Annotated in this window: 22 protein-coding genes; 10 read left to right on the forward strand and 12 right to left on the reverse strand. The window is 71.4% G+C overall.

Annotation, left to right across the window (positions count from 1 at the left end):
• The first annotated feature begins 4 nt into the window (after positions 1-4).
• From ACT1U9_RS10400 to ACT1U9_RS10410, 3 genes are read left to right on the forward strand one after another with little or no spacing between them, the layout of a single operon-like run.
• Complete coding sequence (locus ACT1U9_RS10400) at positions 5-823, forward strand: hypothetical protein (RefSeq protein WP_444538060.1); 819 nt, start codon at positions 5-7, stop codon at positions 821-823.
• Between the two features lie 45 nt (positions 824-868).
• Positions 869-2,803 (forward strand): fumarate reductase/succinate dehydrogenase flavoprotein subunit, encoded by a 1,935-nt coding sequence (locus ACT1U9_RS10405; RefSeq protein ID WP_444538061.1) that lies wholly within the window; start codon positions 869-871, stop codon positions 2,801-2,803.
• Positions 2,800-3,573, forward strand: a complete 774-nt coding sequence (locus tag ACT1U9_RS10410; protein ID WP_444538062.1) for a succinate dehydrogenase/fumarate reductase iron-sulfur subunit — start codon at positions 2,800-2,802, stop codon at positions 3,571-3,573. The genes ACT1U9_RS10405 and ACT1U9_RS10410 overlap by 4 nt, the downstream gene beginning before the upstream one ends.
• Positions 3,574-3,652: 79 nt before the next feature.
• On the opposite strand, the gene ACT1U9_RS10415 is transcribed toward ACT1U9_RS10410, so the two are convergent.
• A complete protein-coding gene (locus ACT1U9_RS10415) occupies positions 3,653-4,708 on the reverse strand; it encodes a hypothetical protein (protein WP_444538063.1) in 1,056 nt (351 codons plus the stop codon).
• Positions 4,709-4,846: 138 nt separating this feature from the next.
• Here ACT1U9_RS10415 and ACT1U9_RS10420 point away from each other — a divergent pair, with 138 nt between their 5' ends.
• Together ACT1U9_RS10420 and ACT1U9_RS10425 are read left to right on the forward strand one after the other, a co-directional pair.
• Complete coding sequence (locus tag ACT1U9_RS10420) at positions 4,847-6,358, forward strand: hypothetical protein (RefSeq protein ID WP_444538064.1); 1,512 nt, start codon at positions 4,847-4,849, stop codon at positions 6,356-6,358.
• A gap of 41 nt (positions 6,359-6,399) precedes the next feature.
• Positions 6,400-7,161, forward strand: coding sequence for a PspA/IM30 family protein (locus tag ACT1U9_RS10425; protein WP_444538065.1), 762 nt, complete (start codon positions 6,400-6,402; stop codon positions 7,159-7,161).
• A gap of 20 nt (positions 7,162-7,181) precedes the next feature.
• On the opposite strand, the gene ACT1U9_RS10430 is transcribed toward ACT1U9_RS10425, so the two are convergent.
• The 6 genes from ACT1U9_RS10430 to ACT1U9_RS10455 form a co-directional block, all read right to left on the reverse strand.
• Entirely contained in the window at positions 7,182-9,734 is a 2,553-nt protein-coding gene (locus ACT1U9_RS10430; protein WP_444538066.1) for a SpoIIE family protein phosphatase, read from the reverse strand.
• Positions 9,735-9,902: 168 nt separating this feature from the next.
• Positions 9,903-10,307 (reverse strand): ATP-binding protein, encoded by a 405-nt coding sequence (locus ACT1U9_RS10435; RefSeq protein ID WP_188276098.1) that lies wholly within the window; start codon positions 10,305-10,307, stop codon positions 9,903-9,905.
• A gap of 147 nt (positions 10,308-10,454) precedes the next feature.
• A complete protein-coding gene (locus tag ACT1U9_RS10440; RefSeq protein WP_444538067.1) occupies positions 10,455-10,883 on the reverse strand; it encodes a (deoxy)nucleoside triphosphate pyrophosphohydrolase in 429 nt (142 codons plus the stop codon).
• Between the two features lie 101 nt (positions 10,884-10,984).
• Positions 10,985-11,164, reverse strand: a complete 180-nt coding sequence (locus tag ACT1U9_RS10445; protein WP_188276100.1) for an SPOR domain-containing protein — start codon at positions 11,162-11,164, stop codon at positions 10,985-10,987.
• Positions 11,165-11,406: 242 nt separating this feature from the next.
• Positions 11,407-12,159 carry a GntR family transcriptional regulator gene (locus tag ACT1U9_RS10450; RefSeq protein WP_444538068.1) on the reverse strand — a complete coding sequence of 251 codons (753 nt, stop codon included), beginning with the start codon at positions 12,157-12,159 and terminating at the stop codon, positions 11,407-11,409.
• Between the two features lie 179 nt (positions 12,160-12,338).
• Complete coding sequence (locus ACT1U9_RS10455) at positions 12,339-13,589, reverse strand: DUF4190 domain-containing protein (protein ID WP_444538069.1); 1,251 nt, start codon at positions 13,587-13,589, stop codon at positions 12,339-12,341.
• Positions 13,590-13,765: 176 nt separating this feature from the next.
• On the opposite strand from ACT1U9_RS10455, the gene ACT1U9_RS10460 reads away from it, so the two are divergent.
• Positions 13,766-14,917 (forward strand): threonine synthase, encoded by a 1,152-nt coding sequence (locus ACT1U9_RS10460; protein ID WP_444538070.1) that lies wholly within the window; start codon positions 13,766-13,768, stop codon positions 14,915-14,917.
• A gap of 122 nt (positions 14,918-15,039) precedes the next feature.
• On the opposite strand, the gene ACT1U9_RS10465 is transcribed toward ACT1U9_RS10460, so the two are convergent.
• Together ACT1U9_RS10465 and ACT1U9_RS10470 are read right to left on the reverse strand one after the other, a co-directional pair.
• Positions 15,040-15,930, reverse strand: coding sequence for a carbon-nitrogen hydrolase family protein (locus tag ACT1U9_RS10465; RefSeq protein WP_444538071.1), 891 nt, complete (start codon positions 15,928-15,930; stop codon positions 15,040-15,042).
• A gap of 28 nt (positions 15,931-15,958) precedes the next feature.
• Positions 15,959-16,405: a MarR family winged helix-turn-helix transcriptional regulator gene (locus ACT1U9_RS10470; protein ID WP_444538072.1), complete on the reverse strand. Its 447-nt coding sequence runs from the start codon at positions 16,403-16,405 to the stop codon at positions 15,959-15,961.
• 171 nt (positions 16,406-16,576) lie between these two features.
• Here ACT1U9_RS10470 and ACT1U9_RS10475 point away from each other — a divergent pair, with 171 nt between their 5' ends.
• The 3 genes from ACT1U9_RS10475 (at position 16,577) to ACT1U9_RS10485 (ending at position 18,826) form a co-directional block, all read left to right on the forward strand.
• Complete coding sequence (locus ACT1U9_RS10475) at positions 16,577-17,569, forward strand: SMP-30/gluconolactonase/LRE family protein (protein WP_444538073.1); 993 nt, start codon at positions 16,577-16,579, stop codon at positions 17,567-17,569.
• Positions 17,570-17,608: 39 nt separating this feature from the next.
• Positions 17,609-18,190: a Uma2 family endonuclease gene (locus ACT1U9_RS10480; protein WP_444539059.1), complete on the forward strand. Its 582-nt coding sequence runs from the start codon at positions 17,609-17,611 to the stop codon at positions 18,188-18,190.
• Positions 18,191-18,352: 162 nt separating this feature from the next.
• Positions 18,353-18,826 (forward strand): F0F1 ATP synthase subunit B family protein, encoded by a 474-nt coding sequence (locus tag ACT1U9_RS10485; RefSeq protein WP_444538074.1) that lies wholly within the window; start codon positions 18,353-18,355, stop codon positions 18,824-18,826.
• Positions 18,827-18,890: 64 nt separating this feature from the next.
• Here the strand turns inward: ACT1U9_RS10485 and ychF are convergent, their stop codons facing one another.
• Entirely contained in the window at positions 18,891-19,979 is a 1,089-nt protein-coding gene (gene ychF, locus ACT1U9_RS10490) for a redox-regulated ATPase YchF (protein ID WP_444538075.1), read from the reverse strand.
• A gap of 330 nt (positions 19,980-20,309) precedes the next feature.
• Here ychF and ACT1U9_RS10495 point away from each other — a divergent pair, with 330 nt between their 5' ends.
• Positions 20,310-20,894 carry a DUF6542 domain-containing protein gene (locus ACT1U9_RS10495; protein ID WP_444538076.1) on the forward strand — a complete coding sequence of 195 codons (585 nt, stop codon included), beginning with the start codon at positions 20,310-20,312 and terminating at the stop codon, positions 20,892-20,894.
• Positions 20,895-21,087: 193 nt separating this feature from the next.
• On the opposite strand, the gene ppgK is transcribed toward ACT1U9_RS10495, so the two are convergent.
• On the reverse strand, positions 21,088-21,828 hold the full coding sequence (gene ppgK, locus ACT1U9_RS10500; protein ID WP_444538077.1) for a polyphosphate--glucose phosphotransferase: 741 nt from the start codon (positions 21,826-21,828) through the stop codon (positions 21,088-21,090).
• Positions 21,829-21,893: 65 nt separating this feature from the next.
• On the reverse strand, positions 21,894-22,895 hold the full coding sequence (locus ACT1U9_RS10505; RefSeq protein WP_444538078.1) for a 4-hydroxy-3-methylbut-2-enyl diphosphate reductase: 1,002 nt from the start codon (positions 22,893-22,895) through the stop codon (positions 21,894-21,896).
• Between the last annotated feature and the right edge of the window lie 53 nt (positions 22,896-22,948).

A 22,948-nucleotide genomic window follows, 5' to 3' on the forward strand; every position in this document is an offset into this window, starting at 1 on the left:
ACTGTTGGCCACAGGCACCGAACCCCAACCGATCACCGGCGTTCACGACGCCTCGCGCGCCGCCATCGCCCCACGCCATCTGCGGACGGACCGCTGGTGGCTGGCGCCGGCCGTGACCGCCGCCGGACTGCTCGCCTTCGTCGTCTACTCGACCTGGCGGGCCTTCGTGAACGACGACTACTACGCGGCTCCCTATGTGTCGCCCTTCTACTCGCCGTGCGTCGCCGACAACTGCGCGCCCATGCACGGCGGCCCGAACGCCGATCTGATCGGCAGCTGGTGGAGCCTGTCCCCCGCCCTGCTGATCCTGATCTTCCCGCTCGCGTTCCGGGGCACCTGCTACTACTACCGCAAGGCCTACTACCGGGGCTTCTGGGCCTCGCCACCGGCCTGCGCGGTCGCCGAGCCGCACAAGAAGTACTCGGGCGAGACCCGCTTCCCGCTGGTGATCCAGAACATCCACCGGTACACGTTCTACTTCGCCCTGCCGGTCGCCGGCTTCCTCACGTACGACACGGTCCTCACCTTCCGCGACGACCACTACCGCTGGGGCCACATGGGCCTCGGCAGCCTGATCTTCGTCGCCAACATCGTGCTGATCTGGGCGTACACCCTCTCCTGCCACTCCTGCCGGCACATCATCGGCGGCAAGCTGCGGCACTTCTCCAAGCACCCGGTGCGCTACCGGCTGTGGGGCTGGGCAGGGAAGCTGAACAACCGTCACATGCTGCTCGCCTGGTCGTCGCTGATCAGCGTCTCCGTCGCCGATCTGTATGTGTACCTGCTCTCCACCGGGGCGTTCGACGATCCGAGGTTCTTCTGATGACAACGGGACTTCCGACCACAACGGGACATGGGGCCGCCTGAGATGACGCAGCTCGAACGGCAGCAGTGGGACGTCGTCGTGGTGGGCGCGGGCGGGGCGGGCCTGCGGGCCGCCATCGAGGCACGCGAGCAGGGCGCCCGTACCGCGGTCATCTGCAAGTCCCTGTTCGGCAAGGCCCATACGGTCATGGCCGAGGGCGGCATCGCCGCCTCCATGGGCAATGTGAACTCCGGCGACAACTGGCAGGTGCATTTCCGCGACACCATGCGCGGCGGCAAGTTCCTCAACCAGTGGCGGATGGCCGAGCTCCACGCGCGCGAGGCGCCCGACCGGGTGTGGGAACTGGAGACGTGGGGCGCCCTCTTCGACCGTACGCCCGACGGCCGGATCTCCCAGCGCAACTTCGGCGGCCATGAGTACCCGCGCCTGGCCCATGTCGGCGACCGCACGGGCCTGGAGCTCATCCGTACGCTCCAGCAGAAGATCGTCTCGCTCCAGCAGGACGACAAACGCGAATTCGGCGACTACGAAGCCCGGTTGAAGGTCTTCCAGGAGTGCACGGTCACCCGCGTCCTCAAGGACGGCGACCGGGTGTCCGGCACGTTCTGCTACGAGCGCGAGTCCGGCCGCTTCTTCGTCCTGGAGGCCCCGGCCGTGGTGCTCGCGACCGGCGGCATCGGCAAGTCCTTCAAGGTGACCTCCAACTCCTGGGAGTACACCGGCGACGGCCACGCGCTCGCGCTGCTCGCGGGCGCGCCGCTGCTCAACATGGAGTTCGTGCAGTTCCACCCCACCGGCATGGTCTGGCCGCCGTCGGTGAAGGGCATCCTGGTCACCGAGTCGGTCCGGGGCGACGGCGGGGTGCTGCGCAACTCCGAGGGCAAACGCTTCATGTTCGACTACGTGCCGGACGTCTTCAAGGAGAAGTACGCGGAGTCCGAGGCGGAGGGCGACCGCTGGTACGAGGACCCGGACCACAACCGCCGCCCGCCCGAGCTGCTGCCCCGCGACGAGGTCGCCCGGGCCATCAACTCCGAGGTCAAGGCGGGCCGCGGCTCCCCGCACGGCGGTGTCTTCCTGGATGTGTCGACCCGGATGCCCGCCGAGGTCATCCGGCGCCGACTGCCGTCCATGCACCACCAGTTCAAGGAGCTGGCCGACGTCGACATCACGGCCGAGCCCATGGAGGTCGGCCCGACCTGCCACTACGTGATGGGCGGCATCGCCGTCGACTCCGACACGGCCGCCGCGCGCGGGGTGCCCGGTCTGTTCGCGGCGGGCGAGGTGGCCGGCGGCATGCACGGCTCCAACCGCCTGGGCGGCAACTCCCTCTCCGACCTGCTGGTCTTCGGCCGCCGGGCCGGACTGCACGCCGCCGAGTACACCTCGGCGCTCGGCGCCGGGCGGCCCGCCGTGGACGAGGCCCAAGTGGACGCCGCCGCTGCCGAGGCACTGCGCCCGTTCAGCGCCGAGCCCGCCGAGGCCACGGCCGCCGCGCCCGAGAACCCGTACACCCTCCACCAGGAGCTCCAGCAGGCCATGAACGACCTGGTCGGCATCATCCGGCGGGACGCGGAGATGCGGCAGGCGCTGGAGAAACTGGGCGAGCTGCGCGTACGGGCCCGGCGCGCCGGGGTGGAGGGGCACCGCCAGTTCAACCCCGGCTGGCACCTCGCCCTCGACCTGCGGAACATGCTCCTGGTCAGCGAGTGCGTGGCGCGCGCGGCCCTGGAGCGCACCGAGAGCCGGGGCGGCCACACCCGCGAGGACTGGCCCGCGATGGACCGCGCCTGGCGCCGGGCCAACCTGCTGTGCAGCCTCGCCGACCCCACGGGCGGCCTCGCGGCCACCGACCCGGTCCGGGGCCAGATCCGGCTGACACGCGAAGAGACCGAACCTATCCGTGCCGACCTGCTCGCCCTCTTCGAGAAGGAGGAGCTGGTCAAGTACCTCGCCGAAGAGGAGCTCTACGAGTGACCACGTATGACGCGAGCTTCCGGGTCTGGCGGGGCGACACCGGCGGCGGCGATCTCACCGACTACAAGGTCGAGGTGAACGAGGGCGAAGTCGTCCTCGACATCATCCACCGGCTCCAGGCGACCCAGGCACCCGACCTCGCGGTGCGCTGGAACTGCAAGGCGGGCAAGTGCGGTTCCTGCTCGGCGGAGATCAACGGCCGCCCGCGCCTGATGTGCATGACACGGATGTCGGTGTTCTCCCGCGAGGAGACGATCACGGTCACCCCGCTGCGGACGTTCCCGGTCGTCCGCGACTTGGTGACCGACGTCACCTTCAACTACGAGAAGGCGCGAGAAGTTCCCGCCTTCGTTCCCCCGAAGGGGGTGGCCCCCGGCGAGTACCGGATGCAGCAGGTCGATGTGGAGCGCTCGCAGGAGTTCCGCAAGTGCATCGAGTGCTTCCTGTGCCAGGACACGTGCCATGTGGTGCGCGACCACGAGGAGAACAAGACGGCCTTCGCGGGCCCGCGCTTCCTGATGCGGATCGCGGAGCTCGACATGCATCCGCTGGACGCGGCGGAGGAGACGGGCCTGGACCGCAAGCGCACCGCCCAGGACGAGCACGGCCTGGGCTACTGCAACATCACCAAGTGCTGCACGGAGGTCTGCCCCGAGCACATCAAGATCACCGACAACGCGCTGATCCCGCTGAAGGAGCGGGCCGTGGACCGCAAGTACGACCCGCTGATCTGGCTCGGCAACAAGATCGGACGGCGGCCGGGAAGCTAGTCGCCGACAGCGGCATACGGGACGGGGCCCGGCATCCAAGGATGCCGGGCCCCGCCGTCGTACTGCGCCTGCTTGTGGCTCAGTTCCAGCCCTTGTCGTACGCGGCCCAGTCCTTGTCCCGGGCCGTGAAGTCGACATACAGGGCCACGCCGAAGTGCTCGCGGTGGCGGTCGGTGCGGCCCAGGCCCAGCCGGACGCCGCGCACGGCCGCCTTGACCGTCTCGGCCGAGCCGTGGTGCCCCATGTTCTCCGTCTGGAAGAACGGCAGCCCCATCAGCAGGTCGGTGGTCTTGGGCGTCACCTCAAGCGCGAGCGACGCCTGCTGGGCGACATAGCCGCCGTACAGGCTCTCCAACGGCATCGAGGTGTCGTACGACATGACCGCGATCTGGTCGACGCGCTTGGCCACCTGCCCGAAGTACGCCTGCGACCACCACTTGGGGTGTCCGGCGATCTTGCCGGCCGCCGAATGCAGCTTCGGGACCGGGTCTATCTGGTGCGCCGCCACGGAGAGCGTCGCGTTGTGCGCGCGCGTCATGGGCCGCACCGCGTCCAGGACCTCCAGGAAGTGGCGGTCACCGGAAGGCACCGGCTCCATGTCGAAGTGCACGCCGTCGAAGCCGCCGGCCAGCACCTGGCGGGCGGAGTCCACCATCGCGGCGCGGGTCTCCGGGTGATCCATACGCAGCCCCTTGGGGCTCTCGGTGGCGAGCTTGTCGCCGAGCCACGCCTGGACGCGCACGCCCGGGAGCCTGCTGTGCATCCCGTCGACCAGCCAGCGCGCCTTCGGGTAGCGCGCGGCGGGCAGGGTGCCGTCGTGCTCCAGCGGCCCGGCGTGGACGTACAGGTCGTGTATCCCGGTGTCCCGCACGCGCGCGGCGAATACGTCGAGGTCGTGCTCGCTCTTACGGCCGTCGACCCAGGCGTGGCCGAGCCAGATGGCGTCCCGGCCGCGCGTTCTGGTGCCGTCCCCCGGGTCGCCCGCGTAGCTGCTGCGCAGCGCCACGGCGCCGACCACCATCGGGGCCATCACCAGCAGCACGGCCGCGAGCACGGCACGCCGCACCCAGGTCCGTGCCGGGCGCCGGAACCACCGGCGCAGGCCTTCCACTCCGGCCGATATAGCTGTCCGCACGAGAACCCCTGACTGTCAGTGTGCCGTGGAAGTATGACGTCCCGGTGGCGGATGGCATAACGAGCGGGCCGCGTCCAGCCGAAGCGGGCGAATTCCGCCCGGTCGCGGAGCGGCAGATCCGGCCATACGCTCACAAATGTGACGCCGTGTGTCAGTCGCACCAGGCCGCACATAGCCGTCCGGGCCGTCCGGGCCCTCGTGGCCGTGCTGCTGGCGGCGGGCTGGCTCGCCCTGCCCGGCGTTCCGTCGGCACGCGCGGACGCCCCCGTGGTGCCTGTGGGGGTGCCCGTGACAGTGCCTGTGGCCGCCTCCACGCATAACGGGTCGTTCTACTCCAGTGACTACGTGCTGCCCGTCGCCGTCCTCCTGGGGGCGGGCGTGGCGGCCGCGTACGCGTATGCCCGCAGGAACCGGCGGGCCCTGACCCGGACGACGCCTGCGAGTGCGGCGGGGGCGGGGGCCGGTGGGGAGAGGGCGGGGGCGCGCGAGTCGCGGGACGGACTCGATCTCGACGCGCTGGACGCTCTCGACACCGAGAGCAGAGAGGCCCTGGTCGCCGCCGATGACGCCATTCGTACGAGTGAAGAGGAACTGGGTTTCGCAGCCGATCAGTTGGGGGAAGAAGCGGTCCGCCCGTTCGCGGAGGCCGTCACGTACGCCAGGTCGGAAGTGTCCGCCGCGTTCCGGCTGCGGCAGCGGCTCGACGACGGCGGCCCGGAGGACGACGAGGCGCGGCAGGGGCTCCTTGGCGAGATCGTCTCGCGCTGCGCCGACGCCGACGAACGGCTCGACACCGAGGCCGCCGCCTTCGACCGGCTGCGCGACCTGGGGCACAACGCCCCGCAGGCACTCGCCGCCGCCGAGTCGGTCTTCCGTACGCTCACCGGCCGTACGGCGGCGGCGGATTCGACGCTGACCGCGCTGCACCAGCAGTACGAGGCGTCGGCGTTCGCACCCGTCGCGGGCCACGTCGAGGAGGCCAAGGACCGCCTGGTCTTCGCGACGACGACCCTGAACCTGGCCCGCCAGGCACTCGACGCCGACGACAACGACACGGCGGCGGTGTACGTGCGTGCCGCCGAGGGCGCGGTCGCGCAGACGACGATGCTGGTCGAGGCGGTGGAGCGGCGCGGACGCGAACTGACCGACGCCGAGGGGGCGGTGGGCGAGGGGGCGGTGGGCGAGAGGGCGGTGGACGAGGGGGCGGTGGTCGGCGCGGAGACCTCGGTCGCCGATGTGGAGGCCGCCGTCGCCATGGCCGATGTCTACATCACCACGCACCGGGGCGCCGTCGGATGCGAGGCCCGCACGCGGCTGTACGCGGCCCGGCGCCACCTCGAACAGGCGGATGGCGCGGCCGAGTTGGACCCGGCGGGCGCGCTGGCCCGGCAGGCGCAGAGCCTCGCCGAAACCGACGTTCACTCGTTCGAGGAAACCGGGAACACCGGCGAATCGGCACTCGTATCACGAGGGGAAGGCGGGCTGAACGGGGCGGTGCTCGGCGGGATCATCCTCGGCGGAACGGACGGAGACGGAGCAGGGGGCAGCGACGGGACAGGGGGAACAGGGGACTTGGGCGAAACAGGCGGACCGGGCAGCTTCGGGGGCGGGGGCACCCGGCGAAGGAAAGGTGGTGGTGGCCGCTTCTGACCATGGGCGCAGTCGCCCCGATCGGCGCAAGGAGAAGAGCCATGAGCGACAGGCAGTCGGTTCTCGGCCGGGTCGGCCAGCTGGCGAAGGTCAGCATCAACGCACTCCTCGACCAGGCCGAGGACCCGCAGCAGGCGTTGGACCAGCTGATACGGGAGTACACGAGCAACATCGCGGAGGCGGAGCGGACAGCCGCCGCCACCATCGGCGAGCTGCGCCTCATGGAGCAGGACCGGCACGAGGACCTGGTGGCCGCCAAGGAGTGGGGCGACCAGGCGCTCGCGGCCAGCCGTAGGGCCGATGTGCTGCGCGCGGACGGCTCGGCCGACGAGGCCGACCGCTTCGACCGCCTCGCCAAGGTGGCGCTCGGCAGAGAACTGCAAGCGGAGAAGGAGGCGCGTACGGCCGAGCCGACGATCGCCGCACAGACGGGGGTGGTGGAGAGGTTGCAGTCGGGATTGGAGCAGATGAGGTCCAGGCTGGCCGAACTGGCGTCGAAGCGGGATGAGTTGGAGTCCCGTGCCACATCGGCGGCGCAGACACCGATACCGGCACCGAGCCTGACGGCGGACGCGGCCGCGTCCGCGTCCGCGTCCGCGTCCGCGGTCAAGAGCATCAGCGTGCTCGACCCGACCGGCGAGATATCCCGCTTCGAGGACAAGATGCGACGCGAGGAGGCGCGGGCCCGGGGCACGCACGAGCTCGAAGCGTCGTCGCTGGACGCCCAGTTCGAGCAACTGGACGCCTTCGACGACACGGCGGAGGTGGCGGCGAGACTGGCGGCGCTGAAGGCGACGACGTAGCACTCGGTGGTCCGCGGGGCTCAGAACATGCTCAGCAGTTGCTCCTCCGTGAGCTCGGTGGGGCCGGACTCGCCGTCGGGCAGGGAGAGTTCGAACCAGACCGTCTTGCCGCGCGGGGTACGGCGCGAGCCCCACGACACGCTCAGCAGGCCGACGAGCTGGAGCCCCCGACCGCCCTCGTCGGTGTCGCGGGCGCGCCGCCGTCTGGGCTGGACCAGGCCCGCGTCCCACACCTCACAGACGAGGGCGCGGTCCCGCAGCAGCCGGAGCCTGACCTCGCCCTCGCCGTACCGCAGGGCGTTGGTGACGAGCTCGCTCACCAGGAGCTCCGTGGTGTCGACGAGGTCGCCCAGGTCCCAGGCGAGCAGCTGGGCACGGGCGAGCTCGCGGGCGCGGCCGACCGAGCGGGGTTCGCGCGGCAGCCGCCAGTCGCCGACCGCGTCCGACTCCAGGCCCTGGATACGGGCCATGAGCAGGGCGATGTCGTCCTCGCCATGGCGGGTGTCGAGGGTGTTGAGGACCTGGTCGCAGACGTCCTCCAGTTCGGCGACCGGGTCGCTGATGGCCTTGCGGAAGGCCCGCAGCCCCTCCTCCAGGGGGTGGTCGCGGGACTCGACGAGGCCGTCGGTGTAGAGGGCCAGCAGGGCGCCCTCGGGGAGTTCCACCTCGATCTCCTCGAACGGCTCGCCGCCGACGCCGAGCGGCAGGCCGGGCGGCATGTCGAGGAAGAGCGCGGGCTCACCGGGCTCGACCAGGACGGGCGGCAGATGGCCGGCGTTGGCGATGGCGCAGCGCCGCGTCACCGGGTCGTACACCGCGTACACACAGGTCGCCAGGTAGACCTCGGAGAGGTCGGCCTCGCGGGACTTGGAGGCGCCGCGCGAGCCGGGGCGGCCGCGTCGGGCGCCGCCGGAGTCGCGGTCGGGGCCGCCGGGGTCGCCCAGGCCGCGGGCGATCTCGTCGAGGTGCGAGAGCACTTCGGCCGGTTCCAGGTCGAGCATGGCCAGGGTCCGTACGGCGGTGCGCAGTTCGCCCATGGCGACGGCGGCCCGCAGGCCGCGGCCCATCACGTCGCCGACGACCAGGGCGGTGCGGTGGCCGGGGAGTTCGATCACGTCGAACCAGTCGCCGCCGACCTCGGTGGCCGCGTTGCCGGGCAGATAGCGGCAGGCGATGTCGAGCCCGGCGGCCTCGGGGTCGCCGGGCGGGAGCAGGGAGCGCTGGAGGATCAGCGCGCGTTCGTGCTCCCTGCGGTAGAGGCGGGCGTTGTCGATGCAGACGGCGGCGCGGGAGGCGAGTTCGGTGGCGAGCGCGCGGTCGCGGTCGCCGAAGGGCTCGCTGCCCTTGGCGCGGGAGAACTGGACGAGGCCGACCACGGTGTCGTGGGCGACCATCGGGACGGCGAGCGTGGTGTGCACCAGGCTGCCCTCGTCGCCCGGTACGGCATGCAAGCGGCCGGTGCGCAGGGCGCCGGCGCAGGGCGAGTGGAAGGGGTAGCGATGGACATCGCCGACGGTGACCACGGGACCCGGGCCGGACCCGGTGAGGGGCCCGTCCGAGACGGCGCTGGCGAAGGCGACGCGGCGCAGTTCGGCGCTGCCGTCGGCCCGGTTCTGGATGGCGTCGTCCCCGGCGAGCAGGGCCGTGTAGAGGTCGACGGAGGCGAGGTCGCAGAAGCCGGGGACGGCGACGTCGAGGAGTTCGCGGGCGGTGGTCTCCAGGTCGAGGGAGTTGCCGATCCGGTTGCCCGCCTCGTTGAGCAGGGCGAGGTTGCGGCGGGCGTCGGCGGCTTCGCGGGCCGCGTTGTGACGGCGGGTCACATCGATGCCGAGGCTGGCGACGCCGATGGGCCGGCCGGTGCCGCTGTGCACCCGGTAGAGGTTGATCGACCAGTGCCGGCGGGCCGGGTCGCCGGGTGCGGTGCCGACCAGCTGGAGGTCGGTGACGGACTCGCCGGTCTCCAGGACCCGCTGGAGGGCGGCGGCCATCCGGTCGGCCTCGGCGCGGTTCAGGTAGTCGTGGACGGTGTGGCCGCGGTGGTCGGCGGGGTCGCCGCCGAAGACGGTGGCGAAGCGCTTGTTGGCCCTCAGCACGGTGAGGTCCGTACCGAACAGCAGGAAGCCGAAGGGAGATTGGCCGAAAATGGCCTGCGACGCGGCGAGGTCCGTCTCGATGCCGCGCAGCGCCCGGACGTCGACGACGATACAGAGCGCGCCGCGCTCCCCGGCCGCCGTCTCACTCGGCATCACATAGAGCTCGGCGAACCCGTGCCGCCCCTCGTTCTCCGGCAGCCGGAACGGGACGATACCCGTCCACTCCCGGCCGTCCAGGATCTCGGTGACCCGTCGATGGCCCTGCGAGCGCAGCTCAGGAGGCATGAAAGCGTCCACCGGGTCGAGCCCCACGACCTCGCGGGCGGCCAGGCCGAACTGCTCCTCGGCCCGCAGGCTCCACTGCTCGATCAGCCCGTCGGGCCCGATCGAGAACGAGGCGACCCTGATGTAGTCATAGATCGAGCCAGGCGGGCTGCTCTGCCACACGACGCCGCCAGCCGTCTCAGGTATCTCGCTCACGCGACCGTCCCCTCCAGCTCACCGCACCGGACCGGCCTTGACCGCAGTATTCAGTACTACGGCCCCCACCGACACGGCGTTCACGATCACATCCCGGTCTCGTTCTTTTCCGGCCGCCGCGCGACCTCGTCGTCCGAGGCGGTGGTGATCGTTCGTCCCTCCCTCCTTCTAACCAGGCAGGGCCAGCTCGAACCACACGGTCTTGCCCGTCCTGCCACGTCTGGTCCCCCACCGCCGAGCAGAACAAGCCACCAACTGAAGTCCCCGGCCGCCCTCGTCGTCCGGCCCGGCGTCCCGCTCGACGGGCTCCTCGGGCAGCGGGTCGGAGACCTCCACCAGCAGGGCGCCGGGCTCCAGGCAGGCCATTCGGACCCCGATGGGCCCCGACGCGTACCGCAGGGAATTGGTCACGAGTTCGCTGACCAGCAGGACCGCCACATCGCTCACGGCCGGGTCGAACGACCAGCCGCGCAGGGTGTCCCTGACGGCGTGCCGAGCGGTGCGCACGGCACCCGCCTCCGCCGGGAAGGTCCACTCGGCGCAGCCGCCGGAGGTGTCGATCACACCGCTCACCCGCATCCGACTCTTCGGGGGGTTTAGAAGGACTAATAGCCACATACCCGATATATGGCGCCAACTATCCCCACGCGGGGCGCACGGTGGCACGAACGGCGTACGACGTGGAGCACGGGGTGCTGTCCTGCCGCGCCGGAACCCCGGTCAGCCCCCCGCCCGGCGCTCCCCCGCCGCCAGGGTGCGCTCGGCCAGGATGCGGGCCGCCCGTGCCACCGCCGGGCGGTCCTGGGGCAGCCAGTCGACCTCGCCCGTCGCGTCCGGGTCGAGCCAGCGCAGGGCGTCGTGGTCCTCCAGGGGCTGCGGGTCGCCGGTGAGCAGCCGGGCGGTCCACACCCACAGCACATAACCGGGCTTGAGCGGCCACTGACCCGGGATCCGCTCCAGCGGCTCGACCTCCACGCCCAGCTCCTCGCGCAGCTCGCGCACCAGGGCCTGCTCGGGGCTCTCGCCCGGCTCCACCTTGCCGCCGGGCAGCTCCCAGCGTCCGGCGAGCTCCGGCGGGGCACTGCGGCGCGCGGCCAGCAGCCTGCCCCCGTCGAACACGGCCCCGGCCACCACCACACGATCGTCCATGCGCCGGAGCGTAACTCGCACCCGGCGCGGCCCTGGCCACCGGGCGGGCACCGCACCCGGCGGCAGGCCGCGGGGGCGCGGCCTCCTGACCCTCCGGCGGGCTACTGCGCCGGCTGACCGATGCGCTCGACCCAGTAGAGCTGCCGGTGGCCGCGGTCGTCGAGGCTGTCGACGATCTTCTGCGCCTCGGCGCGGGTGGCGTACCTGCCGACGCGGTAGCGGTTGCCGTTGTCGTCCTGGCGTATCACCTGCCAGGAAAGCACCGTTCCGCTCTCGTTCATCGCGCCCCTCCCGCCGTCGGCATGCAGGTCGGCCGAGATCCCCAGGAAACCGCATTCCGCATATGCCCGAGCCTACGCCTGACCTTCACACAGCGGATACGTGTTCTCACAAAGAGATACGGATCCGGCCACAGAGGGCATGCCGACGGGGGCGCACTCATTCGAGTGCGCCCCCGTTACGGGAGTTGACACTGTGTCAGCCCTGCGCGGTCACCCCCACGTAACCGATGAGCGGTAGGCGGTCACTTCACCGGCAGGTGGTACGCGATGCGGTAGCGGTCCGCCGGAACCACGACGTCGGCCGTCTCCACGGCGAGCCCCGACGCGTAGTACGTCCGCTCGATGACCAGCACCACATGGCCCGGGACCCCGCCGAGCGCCAGGAGCTCCTCCGCCAGCCCCGGGCGCGCGCCGACCTCCTCCACCACGTTGTCCACCACCACGTCGATCGCGGCCATCCGCTCCACCACGCCGCACCCCCCGAGCGGGCCCTCCTCGGGCAGCATCACCGGGGTGCGCCCGGTGACCGCGAGCGGCTCCCAGGAGGTGGAGAGCATCATCTGCTCGCCCGCGTCCCGGTACACGTACCGCGTGCACATGACACGGTCACCCACCTGGATGCCGAGCCGTTTGGCGATCTCGGGGGACGCCTCCTCCTGCTCGCTGCCCGACTCCCAGGTGCCCCGGGTGCCGTCCTCGGCCTGCTCCTGGCGAAAGGGGCTGGCGCCCTTGGCCGGGCGGTACCCGGAGCGGGCGATCCGGCGCGGGACCGGGCGCTCGCGCACGTACGTACCGGACCCGGAGCGGCCCTCGACCAGGCCCTCCGCCATGAGGACCTTGCGGGCCTCCAGGGCGACGGTGTCGGACACCCCGTACTGCTCGCGGATGCGCGCCTGCGAGGGGAGTCGGGTGTGCGGCGGCAGCGAACCACTGACGATCTTCTGCCGGAGATCGCTGGCGACGCGCAGATAGGCCGGCTGCTCACCGAAAGTCACTGGCCACTCCCATCAGGTTGACAGACAGCAACAGCGTGGCAACCGTCGGTTGTGCGCCGCAAGCCAAGGCCAGAGTTTCACCCGATGTGATGACTTGGCTTTTACGCAGGGCGTACCGCGGGTATCCATCCGATCAGCCGGCTGTCCGACCCCAGTGGGCTACCCGTCCGGCCCTCACCTCAGACCGATTTGGAACCGCCGCTTCCGTTTCCGCTGCCCGACCCGGCGTCCGTGCCGCCGTTGTCCGACTCGCCGGTGGAACCGCCGTCGGCGCCGCCGGTACCGCCCGTACTGCCGCCGGAGTCGGTGGCGGGCGGGGTCGTGGCCAGGTGCAGCGCGCGCCGGGCCTCGATCTCCGTGGCCTGGCGCAGCGCGCGGTCCGCCGCGCCCGAGTGCAGATAGAACGCGTCCGCGTCAGTGGCCGTCGCCGCCTTCGCCCATTCCTTCTGCGCGACTTCGGACTCCTTGATCCGGGCCTGGACCTGCGCGTCGGCGCTCGTGGGCCAGGTGCGCCCGCGCAGCCGCGCGCTCTCCTGCGTCAGTACGTCCGAGAGCTGCCCGGCCCACTCCTTGAAGGCGCCGAGGTCGTCCTCGACCCGGTCCTTGTCGGGCGCGGACGCGAACGCGCGGTCGTACGCGTTGGAGGACCGCAGATACGTCATCTGGTCTGCGTCGAGTCGGAGCGCGTCATTGCGCACCGACCCGTGCAGCTTGCCGCTGGACGTGGCGAACGCGCAGGTCACGGAGTGATCACCGAGGCGCCAACTGCGCTGGCTGGGCGTGTAGTAGTACGACTCGGCCTCGGCCGGCAGAGCCCAGCTGTCCATCGCGTACTCCTGCTCGACCGACCAGCAGCGGCGGTCGGCGAGCGCGGTGATGGCCTTGTCGCCGGGGAAGGAGGACCCCGACAGCTTGAAGGAGCCGGAGACCTCGCCGTCGTGCGGCTTGTCGCACGGCACGACGGTCACGTTCACGACCTCGCGCTCCAACTCCCCGCCGGGGACGTTGAAGCAGTCGCCCCTGCGCAGGTTCATGGTGCTGCGGGTGTGCTGGGCGTCGTGGACACCGCTCTTGAACCCGTCCCAGAACGCGCCCGCCGCGCCGCTGACGACGAAGACCACCGCGAGGACCGTACTGACCGAGGAGAGCACCAGACCGGTCACGGCCATGCCCTTGCCGCGCAGCCCCTTCTTCCTGATCTGCCCGAGCGCGATGCCGCCGAGGACCGCGCCGAGCGGCGGCACACAGCAGACGATGCCGGTGACCAGCGAGGCGACGGCCAGACCGCTGGTCCTGGCCGGCTCCGGGAACGGCTGCGGATACGGGTACCAGGGCTGCTGCGGCCCGGGATACGGGGGCGGCCAGCCGGGGCCGTGGCCCTGGCCCGGCTGCGGGTGCGGCTCGGGCGCGGGCGGCGGCGGTATGTCCACGGGTACGGGCTCCTCGTCGGGGTCAGACGAACTGCTGCGCGAATCGTACGCGGGGGTGGGGCGGGGGTGGCCGCGGTTGTGGACCGCCCTGTTCCGCAGGGGTTCGGGGGTCGTCTGCGGGCGTGCTGCCCGGGCTCGTACCGGGTGGGTTCCCGGGGTCGATCTAGGGTCGTCGTATGACCTCTATGAACGCGACGCTTCCCGGTACGCAGGAGCGAGCGGTGGCCTACCGCTGCCCCGAGGACGGGACGCGCGTGCCCGTCGAGGCCGCCGCTCCTTGGTGCTGTCCGGTCTGCCGGGGCCCCTGGGACCTGGACTTCTCCCCCGCGCCGGTCGACCTCAAGTCGCTTGCCGGACGCGTCAATTCGCTCTGGCGGTACGCGGAGGCGCTGCCGCTCGACGGGCCGCCGCCGGTCACCCTGGGCGAGGGCCGCACCCCGCTGGTGCCGCTCACCGACACCGTCTCGGCCAAGCTGGACTTCCTGATGCCGACGCTGTCGTTCAAGGACCGGGGCGCGGTCGTACTCGCCGAACTGGCCCGGCGGTTGGGGCCCGAGCGCGTGGTCGCGGACAGCAGCGGCAACGCGGGCACGTCCGTCGCCGCGTATCTGGCCCGGGCCGGTCTGCCCTGCACGGTGTACGTGCCCGAGTCGACCTCGCCGAAGAAGGTCGAGCAGATCGGGGCGCACGGGGCGCGGGTCGAGCGGGTCCCCGGCGACCGCGAGGCCACGGCCCGGGCCGCCCGTTCCGCCGCCGACGCGCCCGGCACGTTCTACGCCTCGCACGTCTTCAACCCGTACTTCCTGCACGGTACGAAGACGTACGTGTACGAGCTCTGGGAGGAGCTGGGCGGACGGCTGCCAGACGCGATCGTGGTGCCCGTCGGCAACGGCACGCTGCTGCTCGGCGCGGCGCTCGCCACGTCCGAGCTGTACGCGCACGGGCTGATCGCGTCGCGACCCGCGCTGATCGCGGTGCAGGCGGAGGCGGTGTCGCCGCTGGCGTCGGCGTTCCGGGCGGGGGCGGAGGGGCTGGCGGACGCGGGGGTCGTGGCCGCCGCCGACACGCTGGCCGAGGGGATCGCCATCCCCCGCCCGCCCCGGGCACGGCAGATCCTGCGGGCGGTGCGCTCGTCGGGCGGTACGTTCCTGACGGCCACGGAGGACCAACTCCGCGCCGCTCAGCGGGACTTGGCGGGGCGAGGTCTGTTCGTGGAGTCGACCGGGGTCGCCTGCTGGGCGGCGGTGAGCGCGGCGCCGGAGGTGTTCGCGGGGCGGAGTGCGGTGGTGCCGTTGTGCGGGGCGGGGCTGAAGACGGGGCTCGCGTAGGAGCGGCGGTTGTTTAGGGGCGCGGGGAACTGCGCGAGCAACCCAGCACGATCCGCAGCCGAACAGCTCCCCCGGAGGGTTTAGGGAAGGGGCGGGGTGGGGGCCCTGCCGTGCCGAACGCCCTAAAGCTGCGTGGCAACCGCCGGAACGGGCGGAGCCGGGGTCGCCGCCCGCACCGACACCCTCGGCTCGACCCCGGCCTCCCGCAAGTCCCGCAAGTCCCGCAGCATCGGCTCGGCCTCCCGCGCCGCGCACAAAGCAGCCGGGTCGAGGTCGGCGTACACGATTTCCTCGCCCGTGGGGCCCGCCTCGGCCACCACGCGACCGTCCGGGCCCCACACCGCACTGCTGCCGCAGGTCGTCCAGTCTCCGGTGCGGCCGATGTGGTTGGCGAGGACCGCGTACACCGTGTTGTCGAAGGCCCGCGCGGGGAACCAGATCCGCGACTCGTGGTACCCGTTGCCGACGCTGAACAGCGCGCCCACCACGTACGCGTGGCAGCCGTCCAGGGCCGCCGCCCGCGCGTGCTCGGGGAAGCCGGAGTCGTAACAGATCCCCAACCCGAGCCGCCACTCGCCCACTTCGAGGGTGCACCCGGCCCGGCCGTGCCGGTAGACGGCCTGCTCGGCCTTGAACAGCGTCTGCTTGTCGTAGCGGGCGCGGACCCCGCTCCCGTCGACGACCAGCGCCGATACGTACAACTCCCCGCCGTCGTACACCGCCGCGCCGACGACCTCGACCACGCCGCTGTCCCGGCAGGCGTCCACGATCACCCCGAGCCGGGGGTCCCCGGCCCCGTTCACGGCGCACCGCTCGGGCTCGGCCCGGATGAGCTCGGGCTCGTACCCGCTCAGGAACTTCTCGGCGAGCACGACGACTTGTGCCCCACCGGCCCCGGCGGCCCGTACGAGCCGGGCGGCGGTGGCGGCGTTGGCGCCGACGTCACCGGCGACGACGTGCGCCTGAGCTACGGCGATACGGAGGGAACGGGAGGGAATCGGGAAGTCGATCACGGATCTCGACCCTACCCGGGGGTGCCCATCAAGCTCCAGGGCGCTGCTCCTCAAGCAGGGAGACGCACCGCCCGAGCAACCCGACCAGCATCTCCCGCTCCTCGTCCGTGAACTCGGCGGCCAGCGCCCGTTCGACCCGCACGGCCCGCCCGTCGGCGTCCGCCATGACCGTCCGGCCCTCGTCGGTGAGGCGGGTCTCCAGGACGTTGCGGTGCCACTCGTGCGGGGTGCGCACGATCAGCCCATGCTCCTGGAGGTTCTTCAGGACCGTGTTCATCGTGGGCGGCGTGACCCCGCACAGGCGCGCGAGGGCCGCGGCCGAGATGCCCGGGCTCTCCGCGAGGTGGAGCAGCGCCGCGTACTGCGGCACGGTCAGGCCCGTCGGCTTGAGCACGGCGGCCTTCGTCGCGATGAGGGCCTGTTCGGCCCGCTTGAGGTGGGAGCCGAGGCGCTCGGAGGCGGGCAGGGACGTCATCTCCAGATGATATCGACCGAACGGAAGCGAAGCACTCATTCGATAATAACGATGTTGACGAGCATTAGAGCTCTAACCTAGATTCGCTCTCAAGCGAGGCAGCCCACATCGCTCTCAAGCGGGGCAGCCCGCCCACCCGCAACACCTCCGCCACGCCCGAAAGGCATCGCCGTGTCCCGTACGCTCCTGCGCCGCTCCCTGATCGCCGCCGCCGCGGCAGCCCTCGTAGCGATCCCGTCGCAGGCATCAGCCCACGCCCACCCCACTACCGGCATCTCCACGGCGTACGAACTCCCGGGCGACCGCGCGTACCCGGAGGGCATCGCGGCCGACCCCCGCACCGGGGACATCTACGTCGGCTCGTACACGACAGGCGCCGTCTACAAGGCGACCCCCGGACACCGCGCCGCCCAGGTCTTCCTGCCCTCGGGCACGGACGGCCGCAAGACCGCCAACGGTCTGAAGGTCGACTGGGCCGGACGGCTGTGGGTCATCGACTCGACGACCGGAGTCACGGTCTACGACGTCCACAACCGGACGCTGCTGGCCCGCTTCGACGTGCCCACCGGCACGACGCGCTTCCTCAACGACCTGGTGATCGGGCCGGACGGCACGGCGTACGTGACGGACAGCGTGCGCCCGGTGATCTACCGGATCACCCCCGCGCAGCTGACCGACGCGACGGCACACGGCGGCCGCGCCGCACTGACCGACCACTACGACCTGAGCGCCGCGGTCCCGCAACACCCCGCCGGCTCGTTCACCCTCAACGGCATCGCTGCAGACCCGGCCGGCCGCTACCTCCTCGCCGTCGACATGACCGGCGGCGGCCTCTACCGCGTGGACATCGCCTCGGGCGCGACGAGCAAGGTGGCCATGACCGGCGGAGACCTGACGAACGGCGACGGCCTCGACCTGACCGGCCACACCCTGCGCGCCGCCCAGAACAAGTCGAACACCCTCACCCGCTGGCACGTCTCCCCCGACGGCACATCGGCCCGCCTGGAACGCCACGTAACCGACCCGTCCCTCCAGATCCCCACCACCCTGGTCCGCACCCACGGCCGCACCCTGGTGGTCCGCTCCCAGTTCGACAAGGGCGGCCCGATGGGCCCGGGGACCCCGCAGACGCCGTTCACGGTGGCGTACGTGAAGGGCATCTGACCCGCGCCGGCCGGGGTCAGTCGCTACGGTGAAAGCATGATGACCGCACTGCCCGACTGGATGCGCCCACCGCGCGCGGAAGGCTGGTTCGCGGAGGACCTGGACCGCCTCCCCGAGGCACCACGCCACACCGAGCTGATCGATGGAGCACTCGTCTTCATGATGTCGCCCCAGCGGTCCTGGCACGGCCGCCTAGTCACCGGCCTGACCAACGCGCTCACGGCGCACGCGCCAACCGGCTTCGAGGTCGAGCGGGAGATGACGATCCGCCTCGACTCCCGCAACCGCCCGGAACCGGATCTCCTGGTGACGACCGCGCCCTACGACCCGGACCGCACCTGGTACGCGCCGCAAGACGTTCGACTCGTCGTCGAGGTCGTCTCCCCGGAGTCCGCCCACCGGGACCGTACGGTCAAGCTCCGCAAGTACGCGGAAGCCGGCGTCCCGCACTACTGGTGCATCGAGGACGAGGACGGAGCGCCCGTCGTCCACGTCTACGAGCTCGACGAACCGACCCGCACCTACGTCCCCGTCGGCATCTGCCGAGGCTCGCTCCAGCGCCCGGTGCCTTTCGAGATCAGCCTCGACCTGGAGAAGCTGACTCCGCCCCGGCGCACCTGACAGGCCGTACCGCAACGCGGCGGGGGCCGGACCCGGGCGGGTCCGTCCCCCAACTCGGCCACGCACCCGCCCGGTTAGGCCTTCTGCCCCCTGCAATACGATCAGGAGTACGAATGCCGAGGCGCATGAGCGTCGGCGCGTGCGAGAGAGAAGGTGCCAGGCGTGAAACTGCTTCCCATCAATGTGGGCCCCCTCAATCCCACCGTGCCCGACCTCCTCATCGGCCTGGTGCTGTTCGCGTTCTGCTTCTGGATCATGGCGGGGGTGCTGCTGCCGCGCGTCAAGCGGGTGCAGGAGGAGCGCGAGGCCCTGACGGCGGGCCGCTCCGAGGAGGCCGAGGGCATCCTCGCGGAGGCCGCGGCGGTGCGCGCGCAGTACGAGTCCGAGCTCGCCGCCGCCCGCCACGACGCGGCCCGCATCCGCCAGCAGGCCCACGAGGAAGGCACGGCGGCGATAGTGTCCGCCCGCGCCGAGGGCCTCCGCGAACGCGACGAAATCGTGGCAGCAGGCACCGCGGCCATCGCCACGGCCCGCACATCGGCCGAATCCGAACTGCGCCCGTACGTCGACGTCATGGCGACGGAGCTGGCAAGCCGAATCCTCGGCGAGCCGGTCTCGGCTGCGGCCGGCCGCTGATTCCTGTTACGACGACGGGGTCGGTCCTGAATCCATCAGGACCAACCCCGTTTGACGTGCGTGACTAGACGTTGAACCGGAACTCCACCACGTCCCCGTCCTGCATCACATACTCCTTGCCTTCCATCCGCGCCTTGCCCTTCGCGCGGGCCTCGGCGACCGAACCCGTTTCGATCAGGTCGTGGAAGGAGATGACCTCCGCCTTGATGAAGCCCTTCTGGAAATCGGTGTGGATGACACCGGCCGCCTCCGGGGCCGTGGCGCCCTTCTTGATGGTCCAGGCGCGGGCTTCCTTGGGGCCGGCCGTCAGGTAGGTCTGCAGGCCCAGGGTGTCGAAGCCGACGCGGGCGAGGGTGGCCAGGCCCGGCTCCTCGGCGCCGACGGACTGGAGGAGCTCCAAGGCGTCCTCCTCGTCGAGCTCGGCGAGGTCCTGCTCCAGCTTGGCGTTGAGGAAGATCGCCTCGGCCGGGGCGACCAGCGCGCGCTGCTCGGCCTTGAAGGCGTCGTCGGTCAGCTCGTCCTCGTCGACGTTGAAGACGTACAGGAACGGCTTCGTGGTGAGCAGGTGGAGGTCGTGCAGGAGCTCCGACTTCTCCGTGCCCTGGACGATGCCCTGCGAGAACAGGGTGTCGCCCTTCTCCAGGATCTCCTTGGCCGCCTCGACCGCCGCCACCTTGGGGGCGACGTCCTTCTTGATCCGGGACTCCTTCTGGAGGCGCGGCAGGACCTTCTCGATGGTCTGGAGGTCGGCGAGGATCAGCTCGGTGTTGATCGTCTCGATGTCGTCCTTCGGGGACACCTTGCCGTCGACGTGGACGACGTTCTCGTCCTTGAAGGCGCGGATGACCTGGCAGATCGCGTCCGACTCGCGGATGTTCGCGAGGAACTTGTTACCCAGGCCCTCGCCCTCGCTGGCGCCGCGCACGATGCCGGCGATGTCGACGAAGTCGACTGTGGCGGGCAGCTGGCGCTGCGAGCCGAAGACCTCGGCCAGCTTGCCCAGGCGCGCGTCCGGGACGCCGACGACGCCGACGTTCGGCTCGATGGTGGCGAACGGGTAGTTGGCCGCCAGCACGTCGTTCTTGGTCAGGGCGTTGAACAGGGTCGACTTGCCGACATTCGGCAGACCGACGATTCCGATCGTGAGCGACACGTTGGCGACTTCCCGGTACGAGGGTGATGGTCCGTCCGCCCCCGGGCCGGGGGCCGACGCCCCCGCGGATGGGGGCCGACTCACCAGTTTACGGGCGCGCCGTGCCGTCAGCGACGGCCCTCACCGCGGTGGGGCCGGGGCGTGTGCCTAGGCGACACCAGCGTATGGGCCGGGGTGGCACCGGCGTGTGTGCCGGGGCGGCACCAGGGCGCACACCAAGGGGTCCCATACCGTCTCCAGGGGCGGTTTCGCGTCGAACGCAACGCCAACCTCACCCAAAGGGCGTGTCCCATGGGTGGTTCCTCCCCTGTGTCGACCTACGTTGGTCCGGTGGAGCACTACAGGACGCAGACCCCGCAGCCCGGACAACGAGCCCGGACGGCCGGCGGGCCGTCGGGGCGTACGCCCGGACGTACGCCCCGGCGCGCGCCGCTGCGGCCGCAGGCCGCCGGGGAGGCGGCCGCTGTGTACCGGGTGGCGGCCCGGCCCGCCCCGCCGTTCGTGCTCGCCCTGCGCCGGCTCCCCCAGCCCCGGCTCACCAGCCTCGGCGGTGGGCTCTTCGCCGCCGCTGTGATGTTCCTGGTCGGCTGTCTGGACTGGCTGATCTTCGACGGCTCGGCCGCCGTGTACGGCGTACTGTTCCTGCCGGTCAGCGCCGTCACCGCGCTCTGGGTACGCCCCGCCGACCTGGTCAGCGCGCCCATCAGCGTCCCGATCGCCTTCGCCTTCGGCATCGTCCCCATCGCGGACGGCAGCGGGGGGCTTGGTGGCCAGGCCATGGCCGTCGTCACGGCCCTGGCCCTCCACGCCGGCTGGCTTTACGGCGGAACGCTGGTGGCGGGCGTGATCGCGAGCGTACGGAAGCTACGGCTGATGGGGCGGCGCCGGGCGCGGTCCGCCGCGCCCCGACGGTAGGCCCGGAGCAACCTCGGCCGGCGGGTCCCCGGCGGTACCCGGACATCATCTGACGCCCGGGCGGCCCGGCAGGCACCGGTGAGCGCCGGGCACCACGTGAGGCCCGGCCCCCTCGGGACCCGCCGCTGGGGCCAGGCAACAGCCCCCCCCCCGGCGGTGGCCAGGCATCACGCGATGCCCGGCCGCGCCCCCCCTACCGCCGACCCGCCGTCATCGCCGCCCCCACGATCCCCGCGTTGTTCTGCAGTTCCGCCGGGACCATCTCCGCGCGGATGCCCTCGATCAGGGGCAGGAACTTGTCGGCCTTGCGGCTCACGCCGCCGCCGATGATGAAGAGCTCCGGGGAGAAGAGCATCTCGACGTGGGCCAGGTACTTCTGGACGCGGTGGGCCCAGTGGGTCCAGGTCAGGTCCTCGTCCTCCTTGGCCTTGGTCGACGCGCGCTTCTCCGCGTCGTGGCCGTGCAGTTCGAGATGGCCGAGCTCGGTGTTGGGGACGAGGCGGCCGTCGACGAAGAGCGCGCTGCCGATGCCCGTGCCGAACGTCAGCAGGATCACCGTGCCCTTGCGGCCCCGGCCCGCGCCGAAGTTCATCTCGGCCACGCCCGCCGCGTCCGCGTCGTTCATGACGGTCACCGGCAGGCCGCCCAGGCGGGCGCCGAGCAGCCTCGCCCCGTCCACGCCTATCCACGCGGCGTCCACGTTGGCCGCCGTCCGGATCGTGTTGCCCGTGACGACACCCGGGAACGTGATGCCGATCGGGCCCGACCAGCCGAAATGGCTGACGACCTCCGCGACCTTGCCCGCCACGCCCTCGGGCGTCGCGGGCTGCGGGGTCAGGACCTTGTACCGCTCCTGGGCCAGGTCTCCGCGCTCCAGGTCCACGGGAGCGCCCTTGATCCCGGACCCGCCGATGTCCACTCCGAACACGTTCATGGACACCACGTTACGGGTGGGCACTGACAGTCACCTGGAGAACGGCTCGTGCCCCAGGTGACGGGCTACTCGGCCGACGGCTTCCCCGACAGCTCCGCCGCCTCCGCACGCAGGTCCCGGCGCAGCTCCTTCGGCAGCGAGAACGTGATCGACTCCTCCGCCGCCTTGACGATCTCGACGTCCTCGAAGCCGCGCTGGGCGAGCCATTCCAGTACGCCCTCGACAAGCACCTCGGGGACGGAGGCGCCGGACGTCAGACCGACCGTGCTCACGCCCTCCAGCCACGCCTCGTCGATCTCCTCGGCGAAGTCCACCAGGTGGGCGTCGCGCGCGCCCGCGCCGAGGGCGACCTCGACCAGGCGTACCGAGTTCGAGGAGTTCTTGGAGCCGACGACGATGACCAGGTCCGCGTCGGCGCCCATCTGCTTGACCGCCGTCTGGCGGTTCTGCGTGGCGTAGCAGATGTCGTCGCTGGGCGGCGAGATCAGCAGCGGGAACTTCTGCTTCAGCGCGTCGACCGTCTCCATGGTCTCGTCGACCGAGAGCGTCGTCTGGGAGAGCCAGACGACCTTCGACTCGTCGCGGACCTCGACGTTGGCGACGTCCTCGGGGCCGTCGACCAGCGTGATGTGGTCGGGGGCCTCGCCGGAGGTGCCGATGACCTCCTCGTGGCCCTCGTGGCCGATCAGGAGGATGTCGTAGTCCTCGCCTGCGAACCGCACGGCCTCCTTGTGGACCTTGGTCACCAGGGGGCAGGTCGCGTCGATGGTGGCCAGCTTCCGCTCGGCCGCCTCCGCGTGCACGGTCGGCGCCACGCCATGGGCCGAGAACATGACGATGGAGCCCTCGGGGACCTCCGCCGTCGCGTCGACGAAGATCGCGCCCTTCCGCTCCAGGGTCTGCACGACGTACTTGTTGTGGACGATCTCGTGCCGGACATAGATCGGCGACCCGTACTGCTCCAGGGCCTTCTCGACGGCGATCACGGCGCGGTCGACACCCGCGCAGTAGCCACGGGGCGCGGCGAGCAGGACACGGCGGGCAGGCGTAGCAGTCATGCGGTCCATGGTACGGCCGGGCCACGACAGCCCCGGGTACGCCCGTCCCGCCGCGTCCCCCG

The organism is Streptomyces sp. BR1, assembly GCF_052373795.1.
Taxonomy (GTDB): domain Bacteria; phylum Actinomycetota; class Actinomycetes; order Streptomycetales; family Streptomycetaceae; genus Streptomyces.

Excerpts from the sequence above, each read along its gene's own strand:
- ACT1U9_RS10480 (WP_444539059.1), top strand. The coding sequence starts at position 17,609 with ATGACCGCACTGCCCGACTGGATGCGCCCACCGCGCGCGGAAGGCTGG.
- ACT1U9_RS10505 (WP_444538078.1), bottom strand. The coding sequence starts at position 22,895 with ATGGACCGCATGACTGCTACGCCTGCCCGCCGTGTCCTGCTCGCCGCG.
- ACT1U9_RS10460 (WP_444538070.1), top strand. The coding sequence starts at position 13,766 with ATGACCTCTATGAACGCGACGCTTCCCGGTACGCAGGAGCGAGCGGTG.
- ACT1U9_RS10425 (WP_444538065.1), top strand. The coding sequence starts at position 6,400 with ATGAGCGACAGGCAGTCGGTTCTCGGCCGGGTCGGCCAGCTGGCGAAG.
- ACT1U9_RS10405 (WP_444538061.1), top strand. The coding sequence starts at position 869 with ATGACGCAGCTCGAACGGCAGCAGTGGGACGTCGTCGTGGTGGGCGCG.
- ACT1U9_RS10470 (WP_444538072.1), bottom strand. The coding sequence starts at position 16,405 with ATGACGTCCCTGCCCGCCTCCGAGCGCCTCGGCTCCCACCTCAAGCGG.
- ppgK (WP_444538077.1), bottom strand. The coding sequence starts at position 21,828 with ATGAACGTGTTCGGAGTGGACATCGGCGGGTCCGGGATCAAGGGCGCT.
- ACT1U9_RS10445 (WP_188276100.1), bottom strand. The coding sequence starts at position 11,164 with ATGAACGAGAGCGGAACGGTGCTTTCCTGGCAGGTGATACGCCAGGAC.
- ACT1U9_RS10440 (WP_444538067.1), bottom strand. The coding sequence starts at position 10,883 with ATGGACGATCGTGTGGTGGTGGCCGGGGCCGTGTTCGACGGGGGCAGG.